At 57.1% G+C, this 15,182-nt stretch carries 15 protein-coding genes; 8 read left to right on the top strand and 7 right to left on the bottom strand.

What is annotated here, in order from left to right; genetic code table 11:
* Positions 1-515 precede the first annotated feature (515 nt).
* Positions 516-1,469, bottom strand: a complete 954-nt coding sequence (locus RE428_RS21090; RefSeq protein ID WP_004580188.1) for a bile acid:sodium symporter family protein — start codon at positions 1,467-1,469, stop codon at positions 516-518.
* A 213-nt stretch (positions 1,470-1,682) separates the two neighbouring features.
* On the opposite strand from RE428_RS21090, the gene RE428_RS21085 reads away from it, so the two are divergent.
* The gene (locus tag RE428_RS21085) at positions 1,683-1,892 is read left to right on the top strand and encodes a hypothetical protein (protein ID WP_004580189.1); all 210 of its coding nucleotides are present in this window, start codon (positions 1,683-1,685) and stop codon (positions 1,890-1,892) included.
* Positions 1,893-1,909: 17 nt separating this feature from the next.
* Here RE428_RS21085 and RE428_RS21080 read toward each other — a convergent pair whose 3' ends face one another.
* Positions 1,910-2,698 carry a type 2 periplasmic-binding domain-containing protein gene (locus RE428_RS21080; protein WP_004580190.1) on the bottom strand — a complete coding sequence of 263 codons (789 nt, stop codon included), beginning with the start codon at positions 2,696-2,698 and terminating at the stop codon, positions 1,910-1,912.
* A gap of 217 nt (positions 2,699-2,915) precedes the next feature.
* Here RE428_RS21080 and RE428_RS21075 point away from each other — a divergent pair, with 217 nt between their 5' ends.
* Together RE428_RS21075 and RE428_RS21070 are read left to right on the top strand one after the other, a co-directional pair.
* A complete protein-coding gene (locus tag RE428_RS21075) occupies positions 2,916-3,683 on the top strand; it encodes an SDR family oxidoreductase (protein ID WP_004580191.1) in 768 nt (255 codons plus the stop codon).
* A 190-nt stretch (positions 3,684-3,873) separates the two neighbouring features.
* Complete coding sequence (locus tag RE428_RS21070) at positions 3,874-4,725, top strand: nidogen-like domain-containing protein (protein WP_004580192.1); 852 nt, start codon at positions 3,874-3,876, stop codon at positions 4,723-4,725.
* A gap of 121 nt (positions 4,726-4,846) precedes the next feature.
* Here the strand turns inward: RE428_RS21070 and RE428_RS21065 are convergent, their stop codons facing one another.
* Both RE428_RS21065 and RE428_RS21060 read right to left on the bottom strand, forming a co-directional pair.
* A complete protein-coding gene (locus RE428_RS21065) occupies positions 4,847-6,589 on the bottom strand; it encodes a methyl-accepting chemotaxis protein (RefSeq protein ID WP_227500195.1) in 1,743 nt (580 codons plus the stop codon).
* A gap of 288 nt (positions 6,590-6,877) precedes the next feature.
* Positions 6,878-7,222, bottom strand: coding sequence for a winged helix-turn-helix transcriptional regulator (locus RE428_RS21060; protein WP_004580194.1), 345 nt, complete (start codon positions 7,220-7,222; stop codon positions 6,878-6,880).
* Between the two features lie 91 nt (positions 7,223-7,313).
* On the opposite strand from RE428_RS21060, the gene RE428_RS21055 reads away from it, so the two are divergent.
* Complete coding sequence (locus RE428_RS21055; protein ID WP_004580195.1) at positions 7,314-7,643, top strand: hypothetical protein; 330 nt, start codon at positions 7,314-7,316, stop codon at positions 7,641-7,643.
* A 2-nt stretch (positions 7,644-7,645) separates the two neighbouring features.
* The gene (locus RE428_RS21050; protein ID WP_004580196.1) at positions 7,646-8,419 is read left to right on the top strand and encodes an SDR family oxidoreductase; all 774 of its coding nucleotides are present in this window, start codon (positions 7,646-7,648) and stop codon (positions 8,417-8,419) included.
* Positions 8,420-8,500: 81 nt separating this feature from the next.
* Here the strand turns inward: RE428_RS21050 and RE428_RS21045 are convergent, their stop codons facing one another.
* The gene (locus tag RE428_RS21045) at positions 8,501-8,971 is read right to left on the bottom strand and encodes a MarR family winged helix-turn-helix transcriptional regulator (protein WP_004580197.1); all 471 of its coding nucleotides are present in this window, start codon (positions 8,969-8,971) and stop codon (positions 8,501-8,503) included.
* A 138-nt stretch (positions 8,972-9,109) separates the two neighbouring features.
* Here RE428_RS21045 and RE428_RS21040 point away from each other — a divergent pair, with 138 nt between their 5' ends.
* The 3 genes from RE428_RS21040 (at position 9,110) to RE428_RS21030 (ending at position 12,884) form a co-directional block, all read left to right on the top strand.
* Complete coding sequence (locus tag RE428_RS21040) at positions 9,110-9,892, top strand: alpha/beta fold hydrolase (protein ID WP_004580198.1); 783 nt, start codon at positions 9,110-9,112, stop codon at positions 9,890-9,892.
* Positions 9,893-9,982: 90 nt separating this feature from the next.
* Positions 9,983-11,614, top strand: a complete 1,632-nt coding sequence (locus RE428_RS21035; RefSeq protein WP_081614565.1) for a GMC family oxidoreductase — start codon at positions 9,983-9,985, stop codon at positions 11,612-11,614.
* A 76-nt stretch (positions 11,615-11,690) separates the two neighbouring features.
* Entirely contained in the window at positions 11,691-12,884 is a 1,194-nt protein-coding gene (locus RE428_RS21030) for an FAD-dependent monooxygenase (protein ID WP_004580200.1), read from the top strand.
* Between the two features lie 151 nt (positions 12,885-13,035).
* On the opposite strand, the gene RE428_RS21025 is transcribed toward RE428_RS21030, so the two are convergent.
* Both RE428_RS21025 and RE428_RS21020 read right to left on the bottom strand, forming a co-directional pair.
* Positions 13,036-13,386, bottom strand: coding sequence for a hypothetical protein (locus RE428_RS21025; protein WP_004580201.1), 351 nt, complete (start codon positions 13,384-13,386; stop codon positions 13,036-13,038).
* A gap of 341 nt (positions 13,387-13,727) precedes the next feature.
* Positions 13,728-15,077: a dicarboxylate/amino acid:cation symporter gene (locus RE428_RS21020; protein WP_004580202.1), complete on the bottom strand. Its 1,350-nt coding sequence runs from the start codon at positions 15,075-15,077 to the stop codon at positions 13,728-13,730.
* Positions 15,078-15,182 lie beyond the last annotated feature (105 nt).

Here is a 15,182-nt window from a genome sequence, read left to right as displayed (position 1 = left end):
GGGCACCGTCCAAGTCTGGGCTTCTTGTGCTTTTGGCTGAACATCATAGAGGATCGCGCGGGCGGATTCAGTGCGCTCATGGTATGACGTGGTTCCCCATCAGGCATAAGACAGACATAAAAAAGCCAGGCAAGGGCCTGGCATAAGGCAGATATAGAGCTCTCTACTCTTCCCTGTAAATTCGGGGCCCTGTTAACCAGGGGTGTCATGAACCGGAATAAAAAGGCTGGCCCGGAGGGCGGGCCAGCAAGACAGGCTCATAAAACACTTCGTCAGGATGTACCCCCCAACGCCTGAAACAGATCAACCCAGGTTAGTTTTTTGTCTTTTCTTACCGAGATTTAAAGAAGAGGCGAGGCGGGCAATAAAAAAAGCTGGCGATGTAAGCCAGCTGAATTAAGGGGTAATTATCGATACAACACGGTACAGATTAGCAGGGGGATTATTAATCGCCCTTAACATGAGTAAGTCTTCGCTTTTCCTTGGCTGACCGCTTCAGGGGGCGGGCCGCTGTGTCAGGATGCGATATCGGCCTGCCCCGTGCTCTCGTTCTCCGGTAACGGTCGACGCTTCCAGTAGCCCGCCAGTAGTGAGCCCGACACGTTGTGCCAGATGGAGAACAGGGCCCCTGGCAATGCAGTGGTCGCTGTAAAGAACTGGTTCGCCAGCGCGACAGCCAGGCCGGAGTTCTGCATGCCCACCTCAATGGCGATGGTCCGCGCCACTCGCTGGCTAAAGCCCAATAATCGCCCGATCCAGTAACCGCCCGCCAGGCCGATCATGTTGTGGAGCACCACGGCAACGATCACCAGAGGCCCCAGGGTGGCCAGGCGATCGGCATTCAGGGCCACCACGATCGCAATGATGAAAACGATGGCCGCCATAGCCAGTGTCGCCAGTGCCGGTTCGATTTGCTTGATTTGCCTGCCGAGGAAGTGGTGTATCACTACCCCTGCCGCAATCGGACCGATTACCAGTTGGGCAATCGTCATGAACATGCCCATGACCGGCACGTCGACGGTCTGGCCGACAAGCAATTGGGCCAGCAAGGGGGTGGCTGCAACGGAAATCACCGTCGAGGTGAGCGTCATCGAAACCGATAGTGCAACGTGACCGTTGGCGAGCCAGGTAATCACGTTGGATGCCGTACCGCCAGCAGTTGCGCCGACCAGTACCATACCGATGGTCAGTTCCGGCGATAGCTTCAGGAACCAGGCGACGAACAGCGCCGCCAACGGCATTACGGTAAATTGCAGGATCACGCCCACGCCCACCGGTAGCGGTGCCCGCAAGACGCCCATAAAGTCATGACGCGACAGGGTCAGACCCATGGCGAACATGATGATCATCAGCAACAGCTTGATCAGGGAGGCGTAGCCGGTGAACCAGGCTGGTTGCCAGGCCGCGATGGCCGCAAACAGGATAGCCCAGACTGGAAACAGTCGGTTGATGTTTTCGAAGGCTGGCATGAAGAGTCCCAAAAGATCGTGTTGATATTGAGCGGCCTGTGGGGGCCTGTTTCTTATGGGCCTATAGCCTACGCCAAATAACTGGGGAGGTCTCGCCGTGCGCTTGGTCTGCCTCATCCGCGGAAAGATTTCGTCAAATGCATCCTATGTTTGGGTGTTTGCAACGACGAACGCGTATGGTGTCGTGATCTGCACTCAAACGAGACAGGTCCTATGGATCAATCGATAGTTGTTCACGTCACCGAGCATGATGACGTGTTTTTCCTCGAAGGCAGGGAGCAGGCTGCAACACTGCTGGATATCGGCGGTACGCCCTACGCGGTGAACGACCGGGGCGAGCGGGTCCAGCTGGAGAAACGCGACGGTCGCATCGTCGTGATTCGGCATGAGACTCTCCGGGCCGCAGCCGAAGGCCTGGGTTAGTTGCCGGCGCGGGCCGGTTACTTCATCCGCAGATCATCGTTCGATACCTGCTGCCGCAGGGGCAGGGTCATCCCGTCTACATCCAGCCGGGCCCGGAATGCGTTGTGCCGGTCTTCCAGGTAGCCGCGGTCATGGAGCCGTTGCATGATGCCGGTGACCTTGGGCACCAGCGGCGCGTGTTTGCTGTGCAGGTAGTGATAGACGGGGATCATCTTTAGCGGCTGCGCCACAATCCGCACGTCATCATAATTGTTCGACTGCACGTAGAAGGCACCCCCCAACTCCGAGGCGATAGCCACATCGATCCTGCGGCGGGCAAGCATGGCCATCAATTGTTCCGTCGTATTCACCAGCGTCGTTTCCACCTGACCGGATGTTTCAAGACCGAAGTCGATACCCCTGAGCTGACCGATCTGTAAAGGCGGATCGAGTCCCTTTGCCAGTCTGGGCAGCTTCTCAAGGGTGGAGAAGGCCACGAGTTTGATATGCGTCAAAGGCACTGGTATGCGGATGGCTTGCGGAGCTTGAAGGCTGAAGCCGTCAACACGCCCCAGGGTGCCATCAATCATCCCCTCCTGGTAAAGGGCGACTTCCCGGGGTGGTGGTGTTTCCAACACATCGATCGTTATGCCCAATTGCCGGTAAATGTCTTCCATCAGCGGTGCGCCCACCTGGTTCAGTGGATTCGCGGGAATGGCGGCCAGCCTGAGGCGATTGGGACGGTCGTAGGCCCAGGCGGACGCAGAAGCAAGCGCAGTGAGGATGAACAGGATACGGATCAGGCAAGGTATAACCGGTGCGGTCATGGCACCTCCAGCTGTCGGTGAGTATACCTTCCGTGGAGAGCGTTCTATAAAGGTTAGTACGGTGCGCCGCCAAAAACAGCACACTATTTCAGAATAGTGACAGCGGATTCTGGTGGGCTTTGACATCGCCTGCAGAACGATTTGAAGAAGATCGGTATCGTTTACGAGAACCGATTGCTTGAACGAAACGAGCTGTCTGAACGAAAGGAGCGTTCCAATGAACCAGGAACCACGTACCGTACTCATTACCGGCGGAGCCCAGGGTATCGGCAAGGGGATCGCCGCCTATCTGCTGCATAAAGGCTGGCGGGTGGTTATCTGCGATCTGGACGCCCGGGCGGGCCAGCGTTGCCTGGAAGAACTTGAGCCGACCCATCGTCTCCTTTTTATCGAGGCTGACGTGGCCGTCGAAGACGAGGTGAAGGCCGCCATCCGCCAGGCGACAGAATGGTCGGGGCAACTTGATGCCCTGGTTAATAATGCCGGTATCGCGGACCCCGAGACCGGGCCAATTGAAGAGCTTGACCTCGCCGATTGGCAGCGCCGGCTGGATGTCAATCTCACCGGGCCTTTCCTGATGAGTAAGCACGCCGTACCGCACTTGCGCAAGACCCGGGGCAGTATCGTCAATATGGCTTCATCCCGCGCTATCCAGTCCGAACCCAACACCGAGGCCTACGCTGCGACCAAGGGCGGCATCGTGGCGCTAACCCACGCGCTCGCTATCAGTCTCGGGCCGGAGATCCGGGTCAACGCCATCAGCCCCGGCTGGATAGACGTGCGCGCCTGGCAGGTCGATGCCCCAGCCGAAGTCGAGCCACTGTCCGAAACCGATCACAACCAGCACCCCGCAGGACGCGTTGGCCAACCGGAGGATATTGCTTCAATGGTGGCCTATTTGATCTCGCCGGAGGCGGGGTTCATGACCGGGCAGAATGTGGTGATCGATGGTGGAATGACGCGGAAGATGATTTACGAGGAGTGACCCGCTCAAAGGACGTGTTGCAAAAGTGAACGGTGTGTGCGTCGGTTTATTTGCCGTATCGCTTTTTAGCTCATATTTAAATCTAGAAATATCAAAGATTTGAGGTTGTGGTACTTCCTTTGCTTGTAGCGTGCCCCGGTTCGTCGGGATAGGCGGCCGGAGACGTAATATCCAAGTAAGGGAGAAGAAGATGAAGAACACGGAAAGCGCTGTGCTGAAGTTTGCGCGATTCGCCATGGCTGGCAGCATCCTGGCTGGTGTGGGTACGGCCCACGGGGCACTGGTGACGATTCCTCAATCGGCACTGAACAGTTCGCCAGGGGTATACACGGCGGGTGGCTATTACACGAACGATCTTGGACCCAATATCGTCACAACTGGCGGCGGAAACGGGGCAAATGTAGGCGCCGCCGATGGTCGAAACGACGATGGTTTCATGGCCCTGGATCTTGGTTTCGATGTCACTTTCTTTGGGACAACTTACTCCAGCCTGTATATCAACAATAACGGCAACGTCAGTTTTGGTGCAGGGATTTCCGAGTACGAGCCCGAGGGCCCTACTGGCGCGGTTGCGCCGGTTATCTCGCCGTTCTTTGGTGACGTGGATACCCGCTCCTCTGAAGGTGTCGTTCATTACAACTTGAGCGACAGCCAGCTGGTTGTGACCTGGGATCAGGTGGGCTGGTACGACAATCAAGCGGACCCCACAAACAGCTTCCAGCTCGTACTGCGCGGCGACGACTATGGCGTCCCGACGGGCGAGGGCAGTATTGGCTTCTTCTATCAGATGATGGGGTGGGAAGAAACCGAGATGACGACTATGGCCGCCGCAGGGTTTGGGGACGGCCAAGGTAACGGTCAGGTGATTGAAGGTTCGCTGTTCACTGAGTTGAACAACGCGCTGGAAGAAACCTACCTCTGGTTTGACGCCAATCTAGAGCCGGTGCCGCCAACGCAAAGCGTTCCAGAGCCGGGTACGTTTGGTCTGATGGCGTTGGGCGTTGCTGCGTTCGGGTTGATGCGTCGTCGTAAGGTCAGCTGAGACTCACGATAGGGCTTGAGGCTTCCGCTTTGTCCAGAAGGGCGACGCTTCAAGCTGAATCGAAAAAGCCGGAGGATCACCTCCGGCTTTTTTTGTGCAATCCGTCTGGGTGGATGGGGAATCAGCCCAGCTTGAACTGCGTTACCAGCCGATCCAGAGTCTGCGACAGCTGCTGCAGCTGCCCGCTGGATTCGGTAAGCTGATCTGCGATCTCTGCCGTTTCCACGGTGAGCTGGTTGATGTCGTGGATGTTCTGGTTGATCTCGCCCACTACCGCAGACTGTTCTTCCGTCGCCGTGGCCACCTGCACGTTCATATCGCTGATCTGCCCGATATGCGATGTAATCTGCTGCAGGGCCCGGTTGGCTTCGTCGGTCTGACTGACCACTGCCTTACTCTGTTCCTGGCCCTGCTGAATTGCGGATACCGTCCGTGCCGACTGCTCCTGGAGCGTATCGATCATCTTCTGGATCTCATCGGTCGAGCTTGCTGAACGGCTGGCCAGGTTACGAACTTCGTCCGCCACCACTGCAAAGCCGCGACCCTGCTCCCCAGCACGGGCGGCCTCGATAGCCGCGTTGAGTGCCAGCAGGTTGGTCTGCTCGGAAATGCCGCGAATGGTATCGAGGATGCTACCGATGGAGTTCGTCTGCTCCGCCAGGGACGTGACGTCATGGCTGACCTTGTCGATTTCCTGCGACAGGGTGGCGACACCCTGGCGGGCACGATCGACCAGTTCTGCGCCCTGGTGCGACTGGGCATCAGCTTCCTTGGCGGCGACAGCCGCCTCGGAGGCATTACCGGCAATGCTTTCCACGGTCGATCCCATCTCATTGATCGCTGTAGCGATCTGTGTGGAGCGGTCCTGCTCGTGGATACAGTTGCGGTGGGTGGACTCGGCCTTGCTGGCGACAGCGTTGGCGGTCGCGGCCAATTGGCGTGAGTTCTCGGCCACAGCTTCGATCGCCGAGCGAATCTTGCCCACAAACTGGTTGAAGTTGGTGGCGATGTCGCTGAGTTCGTCGCGACCGCTCATTTCAAGCGATGCGCCGAGGTCGAGAGTATCGCTGGCAGTGCTGATATGTCGCTGGAGCCGGTCCACCCGGCGACTGAGCCGGCGCAGGAATAGAAGCGCCAGGATAACCGACGCAGCCAGGGCAATCACGATCAGGACAATCATCTCACTGCGGCTGCTCTGGTAGTTCACCTTGCTGGCTTCGTGGCTGGCTATGCCCTGGGCCAGCAAACGGTCGAGCAACACATTAACGGACTTGCGCATCTCGCCGTAGCTGGCGGCGTATTCGTTCTGGTAGATGCGATAGGCCGTATCCATGTCGTCGCTCTCCATAGCCTTCAGCATCGGCTGCAACTGCGTGCGCTTCACCTCGGCAAAGGTGTCGATCAGATCCTGCATCTGGGCACGGATCTCCGGATTGACCTGGGCGTCAAGCGCGTCCTGCAACGCCGCATCCATTTCCGGAATATCCTCGGAGCGGGTTTCCTTTATGCGCGTGGTTACGCCTTTCTTGTCCTGCAGCTGAGGTACGGCCTGCAGCAGGATCATATCGATACCCACCCGCATGCGTGGAATACGGGAGTTTACTTCGGCCAGGGCCCGCAGCGGGGCGCTGGTATTCTCTGCCAGGCGCTCGGTCTGGTCCTGCATGCCGGACAAACCGCTCAGTCCCGCCCAACTGACAAGCAGCAGTACCAGGCAGGGCAGTGCGACAACGGCAACGAATTGGGTTTTCAGGGTCATCTTGTCGAAGATCAACGTTCGCTTCCTCGATAAAGCCGTCCGGAATGGCCGTCCGGCGAACAGATAAGGGACGTTCCCGGTCACGCCGAGAACGATGGCTGTCATGTGAAGAGAGGTATCTGGGTGGCAGTGAAGGAAGCACGGGTTATGACCCTGCCACCCCGCCTGTTATACCTGAGGAAGGTCAGGACTATTGTTAGGAATAAGCTAACGCGTTGTTGGAAAGGAATATGTAGGGGAATTGTTAAATTGTCTTTTGTTTCATTAATGACACTGGCCAAGCTTGGCCGTGTACCAGCGCACCGGCGGAACCGGTCCTCCGTCCCACAAAACAACGAGGATGTCCGGCAAGGAACTATAAGATTTCGACCCCATTAGCGTGGCTGACTGACGTCACTTGGCAACGTTCATGAGCTCTTCCCGCCGTTCCGCCCACTTAAGGAGCGAGTCCAGCGCTGGGCATAGTGCCTGCCCCCACTCCGTAAGACGATACTCCACTTTGGGCGGCACCTGCGGGTACACCTTCCTTGAAACAATGCCGTCGGACTCGAGTTTCCGTAGCTGTTGAGCCAGCATTTTCTGGGAAATTCCAGGGATCAGCTTTTCAAAATCAGAGAAACGCTGGATCTTTCCATCAAACAGATGGAACAGAATGACAAGTTTCCAGCGCCCTTCCAGCAAACCAAGGACTTCCTGGACGCCAACCGCTGCGGTCGCCGGCGTGTAAATCTTTCCCATAAGTAAGTACCTTACTTTTTCGTGCGTTCTTGTCAAAAAGTGAGGATAGGCAGAATATTTCTCTCAGGCAACATGAGCGGAGGAATGAGCCATGACGATACAGCTACCTGAACCCATCGAGAATTATCGCGTCATCAGTAATAGTGAAGACTATTCGCTTTTGCATCAGTGCTTTACCCAGAGTGCCGTGGTGCGCGACGAAGGCCGCCAGTACAGCGGGCTATCCGCTATTCAAGGCTGGTTGGAGGAAGCCAAAAAGAAGTACGAATACAGCATTGACCCTGTCAGTCTCTCCAAAGATGGGGCGTCCGTTAAGGTCGTCTTTAAAGCGACAGGCAACTTCCCTGGAAGTCCGGCGTACCTCGAAAACAGTTTCGAACTTCTCGACGACAGAATCCAATCACTGACAATCAGGGGATAGGTATGGACCTTGAACTGGAAGGCCGACGGGTTCTGGTGACTGCCGGAACCAAAGGCATTGGCGCTGCCATTGTGAAACTTTTCCGTGAACTTGGCGCTGATGTGATGACGACGGCTCGCTCCCGGCCGGATCAAGAGCCCGAAGACAGGTTCGTAACCGCTGACCTGTCAACGGCAGAAGGCTGCGAGGCGCTGGTGCATGCGGTACGGGACCGCTTCCAGGGGCTCGACATCCTCATTCACGCTCTCGGAGGATCGACGGCGCCAAGCGGCGGTTTTAGTGCTCTGGACGAGGAGGTCTGGCGCAGTGAGTTGGACCTCAATCTTCTTTCGGCGGTTCGTTTGGATCGAGCGCTCGTTCCGCTAATGGCCGATCAGGGGGCGGGCGTCGTCATCCACATTACCTCGATTCAGAATCGACTTCCTTTGCCCGAGTCAACGACAGCTTATGCGGCGGCCAAAGCGGCACTCTCGACCTACAGCAAGAGCCTTTCCAAGGAGGTTGCTCCCAAAGGCATCCGGGTCATACGGGTGTCGCCGGGTTGGACCGAAACGGAGTCTGCCGTTGCTCTCGCCGACCGGATAGCCGAACAGGCAGGTACTGACTATGAAGGTGGGAAACAGATCATTATGGACTCGCTCGGCGGTATTCCCATCGGGCGCCCGTCCAAGCCGGTCGAAGTCGCCAACCTGGTCGCCTTTCTGGCATCGCCCAAGGCAGCATCCATCACGGGCGCTGAATATCTGATTGACGGTGGCACAGTTCCCGTCAGCTGATTCAGCCACATGAAACCTGAGAATGGGGCGACCTGAAATGAACCGAGCGCTACTCAACGTTCAATGTTCTTCCCTGCTTCATCAAGCAGGAAGGGGCCATTCGCCTGCATCGGAGTACATCGCATCACGAAGCTCCCGAATGCGCCTGTTCAGCTCGGCCAGGTCGGCCGGTGACTTCCCTGAGGCTTCAAGTAGCTTATCGCCGAGACACCCTGCCATGGAACGGAGTTCCCGGCCCTGGTCTGTCAGGGCAACAACGACTTGTCGCTCATTGAGAGGATTGCGTTTCCGTCGCAGATGTCCGGCTGTTTCGAGCCGCTTTAACAGCGGGGTAAGCGTGCTGGACTCGAGCGCCAGCTTCTCGGCGATCCCGCTCACTGTTTGGCCGTCCTCCTGCCATAGCACATTGAGGACCAGGTACTGCGGATAGGTGACACCCAGCTCATCAAGCAGTGGCTTGTAGATTCGTTGAATCGCCATGTTTGCTGAATAGATCGAATAGCAAAGTTGATCGCCTAATGGCGGCGGGGCGTTATCGGTCTTCTTGGGCACGATGGATCCTTCATTCTCTAAATAGATACTTCGCAAACTAATATTGCGATAAAAATTATCGCTTGACAAGTCTAGATAGGCGGCCATAGCATTGATTATCGCGATAACTGTTATCGCGATATAACCGAGGGAGAAACGATGAAAGTAAAAAGTCTTTTGGTAGTGATGATGGCTGCTTCGAGTTTGGGGAGCGTGGCTTCGGCATACGCCACCGATCGGATTTCCGAGGATCAGGCCGTACGTAACGTCGTGTTGGTGCACGGCGCCTTTGCCGACGGTTCAGGCTGGCGCGGGGTGTACGACGAGCTGACCGGACGTGGGTATCAGGTCTCCGTCGTTCAAAACCCGCTGACCTCACTCGCCGACGATGTCGACGCGACGAAGAGAGTGCTTGATCGTCAGGCGGGCCCAACGCTACTCGTCGGTCATTCATACGGTGGAACCGTCATTACCGAAGCGGGCGCCGACCCGAAGGTCGCGGGCCTGGTCTACGTCTCTGCGTTGGCGCCTGACGCCGGTGAGTCTACCGGCTCGCAGTTTGCCGATATCCCGCCACCGCCTGAGTTCGTCATCGAGACACAGGAGGACGGTTTCGGGTTCGTCAATTATGAGAAGTTCAAGATCGGGTTTGCCGGCGATACCGCGGACGCGGACGCGGCATTCCTGCGCGATTCCCAGGTGCCCATCAATATGTCGATCTTCGATTTGCCGGTGAGCCACGCGGCATGGAAAGACAAGCCGAGCTGGGCTGTCATCGCCAAGCAGGACAATGCAATCGATCCGGAACTGCTTCGTCATACAGCCAAGCGTATCGGTGCGGAGATCGAGGAAGTGGATGGGAGCCACGTGGTCTTCCTGACTCAGCCGAAGGCCGTGGCGGACGCAATCGATCGGGCTGCTCAACAGCTTCGTGCCGAGTAGTGCAGCCACCCCGAGGGATCGCCAAACGGGAGGGCCTTTGCTAAAAGCGCCCTCCTTTTTTTGAGGTTAGACCTGCGTAGAGACATACGAATGAACTCGCTCTCTGGAAAGGCAATTCACCTACCGGTACAAAACGTTTCAAGCGGCGCTAAAACGCGCAAACTCGGGTCCAGTTACGACTTTATCGTCTGCGGTGCTGGTCCCACAGGCTGCGTGGTCGCAGCCCGGCTTGCGGAGGCGCATGGCGCTCAAGTATTGCTTATCGAGGCCGGCGGAGACGACTCGCACCCGACTATCACGGATCCGGCCCAGTGGCCTCTGAATCTGGGTAGTGAGCGCGACTGGGCTTTCGAGAGTGAGCCTAACCCGCACCTCAATGGACGGCGTCTCCCATTGAATATGGGCAAGACGCTTGGCGGTGGTTCAAGCATCAATGTCATGGTCTGGGCTCGCGGGCATAAAACGGACTGGAACCATTTTGCGGCGGAGTCCGGCGATCCCGCCTGGGGTTACGAGTCTGTCCTTGGCTATTATCGTCGGATAGAAGATTGGTACGGGGCGCCGGATAGCGGGCGTCGGGGGCGCGGTGGTCCCGTCTATGTAGCACCTCCGGCAGCACCCCAACCTCTTGCGAGCGCTACGATCGCTGCGGCCAGTGCCCTGGGCATTCCACATTATGAGAGTCCCAATGGCGAAATGATGGAAGGGGCGGGTGGTGTCGCGCTGACCGATCTGCGTATCCGCGACGGTAAACGGGAATCGGTTTATCGGTCCTACGTCTATCCACGTCTGCATCAGGAAAACCTGACCGTACTGACCAACGCACTCGTTAGCAGGCTTCTTTTTAATGGCACCAAGGCCACTGGCGTAGAGGTCATGATCGACGGCCAACTGCATAAACTGACGGCGCGCTGTGAGGTCGTACTGTCACTTGGCGCCGTCAATACGCCGAAGGTTCTCATGCAGTCGGGCATTGGCCCCCAGTCCGAGCTCAGGGCTCATGGCATAGACGTGCTCCAGCACCTCCCGGGTGTGGGGCAGAACCACCAGGACCACATAGCCTTCGGCTGCACCTGGGAATACCTGAGTCCGCAAGGCGTCAATGCAGGAGGCTGCGAATCGACCCTTTACTGGAAAAGCAGGAGCGGTCTGGACGCGCCGGATCTCTTGCATTGCCAGCTGGAGTTCGCAGTACCCTCCCCCGCAGAAGTCGGTATCGAGCCGCCGGCGCACGGGTGGACCATGTTTGCCGGTCTTGCCCGTCCATACAGTCGTGGTCGTTTGCGGTTATCCGGCCCGGGTCCGCTTGACGTCGTCAAGATCGAACCAAACTTCCTGAGCGCACCTGAGGATATGGCTGCGGCAAGGGCGACTGTCGAGCTAAGTCGCGAGGTGGGTAACCATGCGGCCTTCGACGGGTTGATCAAACGAGAAGTTGTGCCGCAAAAACGCGATGCCCGCGCAATGGACGCCTTTATCAGAAATTCAGCCGTCACTTTTTGGCATCAATCGTGTACCGCCAAGATGGGGCGCGATTCCATGTCGGTGGTGGATAGTCAGCTGCGGGTCTATGGCATCGAGAACCTGCGCATAGCGGACGCTTCCGTTTTCCCCCGCATCCCCGTCGGCAATCTTATGGCGCCCTGTGTCGTCGTCGGTGAACGTGCAGCAGACCTGTTGCTCGCGAGACAAAGACCAGCCTCCCTGACCAGGCAGCAGTAGCGACCTTTCCTGCTTTGCCTGCCCAGCCATTCTCTTCACCTCCTGAAGAGTAATCGTGCTGTCAGTTGGACGGAGGATGATGTTCCGACTGACAGCGACACCGGGAGGGGCCAAGCCTCAGTTCAAGTCTTTTTCAGCAACCAACTTCAGGATCGAAGCCAAAATGAAAATTCTCATCGTCGGGGGAGGTATCGCAGGACTCTCCCTGGCCATTGCATTGGAGCAACGGGGGTATCAGGCAGATATCGTCGAGAAATATTCCGCTCATTCGGTGTCTGGTACGGGGCTCTTCCTGCCCGGTAACGCCACGCGGGCGATAGCGCAGCTTGGCTTGCTCGACGATACGCTTGATATCGCGGTGCCCATAAAGAGCCAGCAAATTCTCGATAGCTCTGGCAAACAGCTCTCTATCACCCACACCGAGCCGTTCTGGGGGCCGTGTGGCCCTTGCCTGTCACTTCCGCGCCGCGCGCTATATAAAATCCTGCTCGGCGCGGTCCGTCACACATCGCCGAAATTCCTGACAGAGGTGCAGGCGATCAGGCAGTTTCAAAAGCGATGCGAAGTTGATTTCTCTGATGGAAGGTCAGGTATATACGACCTGGTTGTGGGAGCCGATGGTATCAACTCCGCTGTGAGACAAATGGTATTTCCTGAGGTGGCGCCGGCATACGTCGGTAATGTGTGTTGGCGTTTTATTGCGCCGACCCTACCCGGAATAGAGGGATGGACCGTCATGCTGGGGAACGGACGTACGTTGCTGGCGATTCCTGTCAGCGATACCGAAACGTACGTCTATGCCGACCGGGCTCTGAACCACCATGAGGCGGCGAATGGAAGTATGCAGATGGGTTCGCTATTCGGTGAATTCTCTGATCCTTTATCGCCGCTCGTTGAGAATCTATCCGCTGAGACACAGATTCATTTCGGCCGTATCGAAGAGATATCCATGCCGCAGTGGCGTTGTGGCCGCGTCATACTCATCGGAGACGCTGCCCACGCGTGCTCACCGAGCATGGCGCAAGGCGCAGGGTTAGCCATGGAGGATGCGCTCGTACTCGCCGATAGCATCGCTACCAGACCGAATTTGGCTGCGGCGCTGGCCAGTTATACCGATAGGCGGAGGCCCCGGGTTGAATGGGTGCAGAAACAATGCAAGGCACGAGACAAAATGCGTTCCATGCCACGTATGGCGCGCAGCAGCATCCTGAAGTTGTTTGGTAATGCGCTCTACGAAAGGAGTTACACACCGCTATTAGCTGAGATATGAGGCGCAGGCTCTAACGCGATAATTGTGGGTGCTTGTCGAGCGGCAGGAAAGACCACGCCGCTTTTTTTCTGGTGCCGCCTGGCATCAATATCACAATATCCAGGCGGTCGAGTTCATAGAGTGATAATCGTTGTAATGCATGAAGTCCGAATCACAGCTCAGCGCTGACTTGTACGTTGCTACCTGTAAAGGTAGCGGTCACCGTCATGCCATTGGTGAAGTACGTTGCGTGACTACTGCTGATGATTCGCCCATCCGGATACACCGCAGAAAATCGCATACCCGCCTCATCGTTTACCCTGAAAGTCAGGTCTTCGCCTGGGGGGAGGCGGCCAAGAACCTTGGTGTTTTCCCGCCAGGATGCGCTGGCTTCTATTGTCGCGTCAGATTGGTTGATGACGGTAAATGTCGGCGTTGCCAGGTACCGTTCAGCGACAAACAGACCTATGCCGGCACCGACTAACATTACCCCAAAGAAGCCAAGAACCAGGCGTTTAAGCATGGAAACCTACTGATGCCGTGGTGAAATTCGAGCCCAGGCCGAACGTGGGCGACTGATCCGAATTATTGTCGATTTTATAGGTCGGTGCAGCTTGTTTCTCAATTCACCAGTCAACGTGCCCGTATATTTGATCAGGGCCATCAAACTGCTCATAAGACATCCTCGCACCACCCCGGTCCCCCTGGGTAAAAGCGTGTTTGCACGAGTGGCGGCTAGGGTAAATCCTGAGCACTTTCCCGCGCCTGGGGGCTATGCTTCGAATGGCGGTTTCGCAGCAGCGATGCGCACACCGTACAGACTGCACCTGTGCTGACGACGATCATTGGCCCAGCCGGATAATGTTACGCGGTTTCGACGGCGCTTTTCGGCGCCTCGCCGGACCAGATCTCCATCAGACGACAGGTCACCAGGTCACCGGTAACATTGATAGCCGTGCGTGACATATCGAGTATGCGATCCACTCCCATAATCAGGGCAATGCCGCCGGCGGGAATACCTACGCTCTCAAGGACCATTGCGAGTATTACGATGCCCACGCCCGGTGTTGCCGGCGAACCTATGGAGGAGCCAACAGCCATCGCAACCACCAGAGCCATGCTGGCAAATCCGAGCTCCACTCCATAAACCTGCGCAAGGAACGCAGTTGCGACAGCCTGGTAGAGTGCGGTGCCATTCATGTTGATGGTCGCCCCAAGCGGAATTACGAACTGGGATATCGAGGGCCGGACATCCAGCTTGGTTTCCGCCGTGCGAATCGACAGCGGCATAACTGCCGCTGAGCTTGAGGTGGAAAACGCCAGAAGCAGAACATCGCGCACCTTTTTCAGAAACGGCCAGGGTCGCAGGCCGCCCACGAGGCTCAGCATGAAAAGATAGATCCCCAGCATCATCACCAGCCCAAGCAGGACGGTTATGACATAGGCTGCCATGCCGGCCAGGGCACTGAAGCCAACGGTCGTCGTGAGCTGCGCCATGAGCCCAAACACCGCATAGGGCGCAAGACGCATCGCCCACTTAACGACCGTCATGCAAATCTGCTGCAGGGAATCCAGTAGGTCGAGCATCGGGCGGGCCTGGGTAGGCGCCATCGTCACCAGCGCGATGCCGATAATGATTGAGAAAATGACCACCTGCAGCATCTGGCCCTGCACCATGGCGCCAAGCGGGTTGCCCGGCAGCAGACCAAGCAGAGCCTGGGGAAGCTCGCTCATGCCGGGCAGGGATGTGGTGTCCGGAGCGGGCTGGCTTTGTTCGCCGATATCGATGAGTCCAGCCATCATCTGGCCAGGTTTGATGACGCCTCCGATCCATAAGCCAATGGATGCTGCAATAGCCGTCGTTACTACGAAAAAAGCAGTAACCCGGAGCCCCAGTGTCCGTAGCTGCTCGAGATTCTCGCTGGCGGCGAGACCGCGCACGACTGACGCAACAACCAGGGGGATGACTATCATCTGGATCGTGGCCAGGAAAAGCTTGCCGGGAAAAGCGAGCCAGTTACCCAGCATCACCCCCGTTTCCCGTTCGACGATTCCGACGGAGGGACCCAGTAAGGCGCCGGTCACCAAGCCGGCGAACATGCCAATCAGTACCTTCAGCCAAAGGCGCTCCCGAACGAGACCAGTCAGATAGATACTGAGATAGCGTAATGGTCGGGGCCGTAACGCGGGTTCGTTTTGATTGTCGAATTCCATGGCTTTCCAGCATCCTTGAGGCCGCAATGAAAGCATAGCGTGTCGAAGTCCGAGATCTCAGGGGGCGAGATCAAGTTTTTGGCTTATTGCACGTTCGGGACCAGA

The organism is Marinobacter nanhaiticus D15-8W, from assembly GCF_036511935.1.
In the GTDB taxonomy this organism is placed as follows: domain Bacteria; phylum Pseudomonadota; class Gammaproteobacteria; order Pseudomonadales; family Oleiphilaceae; genus Marinobacter_A; species Marinobacter_A nanhaiticus.
The sequence above is the reverse complement of the archived record's forward strand: the minus strand, read 5'-3'. Positions and strand labels throughout refer to the sequence as shown.

Excerpts from the sequence above, each read along its gene's own strand:
- RE428_RS21025 (WP_004580201.1), bottom strand. The coding sequence starts at position 13,386 with ATGCTTAAACGCCTGGTTCTTGGCTTCTTTGGGGTAATGTTAGTCGGT.
- RE428_RS21060 (WP_004580194.1), bottom strand. The coding sequence starts at position 7,222 with ATGGGAAAGATTTACACGCCGGCGACCGCAGCGGTTGGCGTCCAGGAA.
- RE428_RS21020 (WP_004580202.1), bottom strand. The coding sequence starts at position 15,077 with ATGGAATTCGACAATCAAAACGAACCCGCGTTACGGCCCCGACCATTA.
- RE428_RS21085 (WP_004580189.1), top strand. The coding sequence starts at position 1,683 with ATGGATCAATCGATAGTTGTTCACGTCACCGAGCATGATGACGTGTTT.
- RE428_RS21065 (WP_227500195.1), bottom strand. The coding sequence starts at position 6,589 with ATGACAGCCATCGTTCTCGGCGTGACCGGGAACGTCCCTTATCTGTTC.
- RE428_RS21075 (WP_004580191.1), top strand. The coding sequence starts at position 2,916 with ATGAACCAGGAACCACGTACCGTACTCATTACCGGCGGAGCCCAGGGT.
- RE428_RS21050 (WP_004580196.1), top strand. The coding sequence starts at position 7,646 with ATGGACCTTGAACTGGAAGGCCGACGGGTTCTGGTGACTGCCGGAACC.
- RE428_RS21040 (WP_004580198.1), top strand. The coding sequence starts at position 9,110 with ATGAAAGTAAAAAGTCTTTTGGTAGTGATGATGGCTGCTTCGAGTTTG.
- RE428_RS21080 (WP_004580190.1), bottom strand. The coding sequence starts at position 2,698 with ATGACCGCACCGGTTATACCTTGCCTGATCCGTATCCTGTTCATCCTC.
- RE428_RS21035 (WP_081614565.1), top strand. The coding sequence starts at position 9,983 with ATGAACTCGCTCTCTGGAAAGGCAATTCACCTACCGGTACAAAACGTT.
- RE428_RS21070 (WP_004580192.1), top strand. The coding sequence starts at position 3,874 with ATGAAGAACACGGAAAGCGCTGTGCTGAAGTTTGCGCGATTCGCCATG.
- RE428_RS21030 (WP_004580200.1), top strand. The coding sequence starts at position 11,691 with ATGATGTTCCGACTGACAGCGACACCGGGAGGGGCCAAGCCTCAGTTC.
- RE428_RS21055 (WP_004580195.1), top strand. The coding sequence starts at position 7,314 with ATGACGATACAGCTACCTGAACCCATCGAGAATTATCGCGTCATCAGT.
- RE428_RS21090 (WP_004580188.1), bottom strand. The coding sequence starts at position 1,469 with ATGCCAGCCTTCGAAAACATCAACCGACTGTTTCCAGTCTGGGCTATC.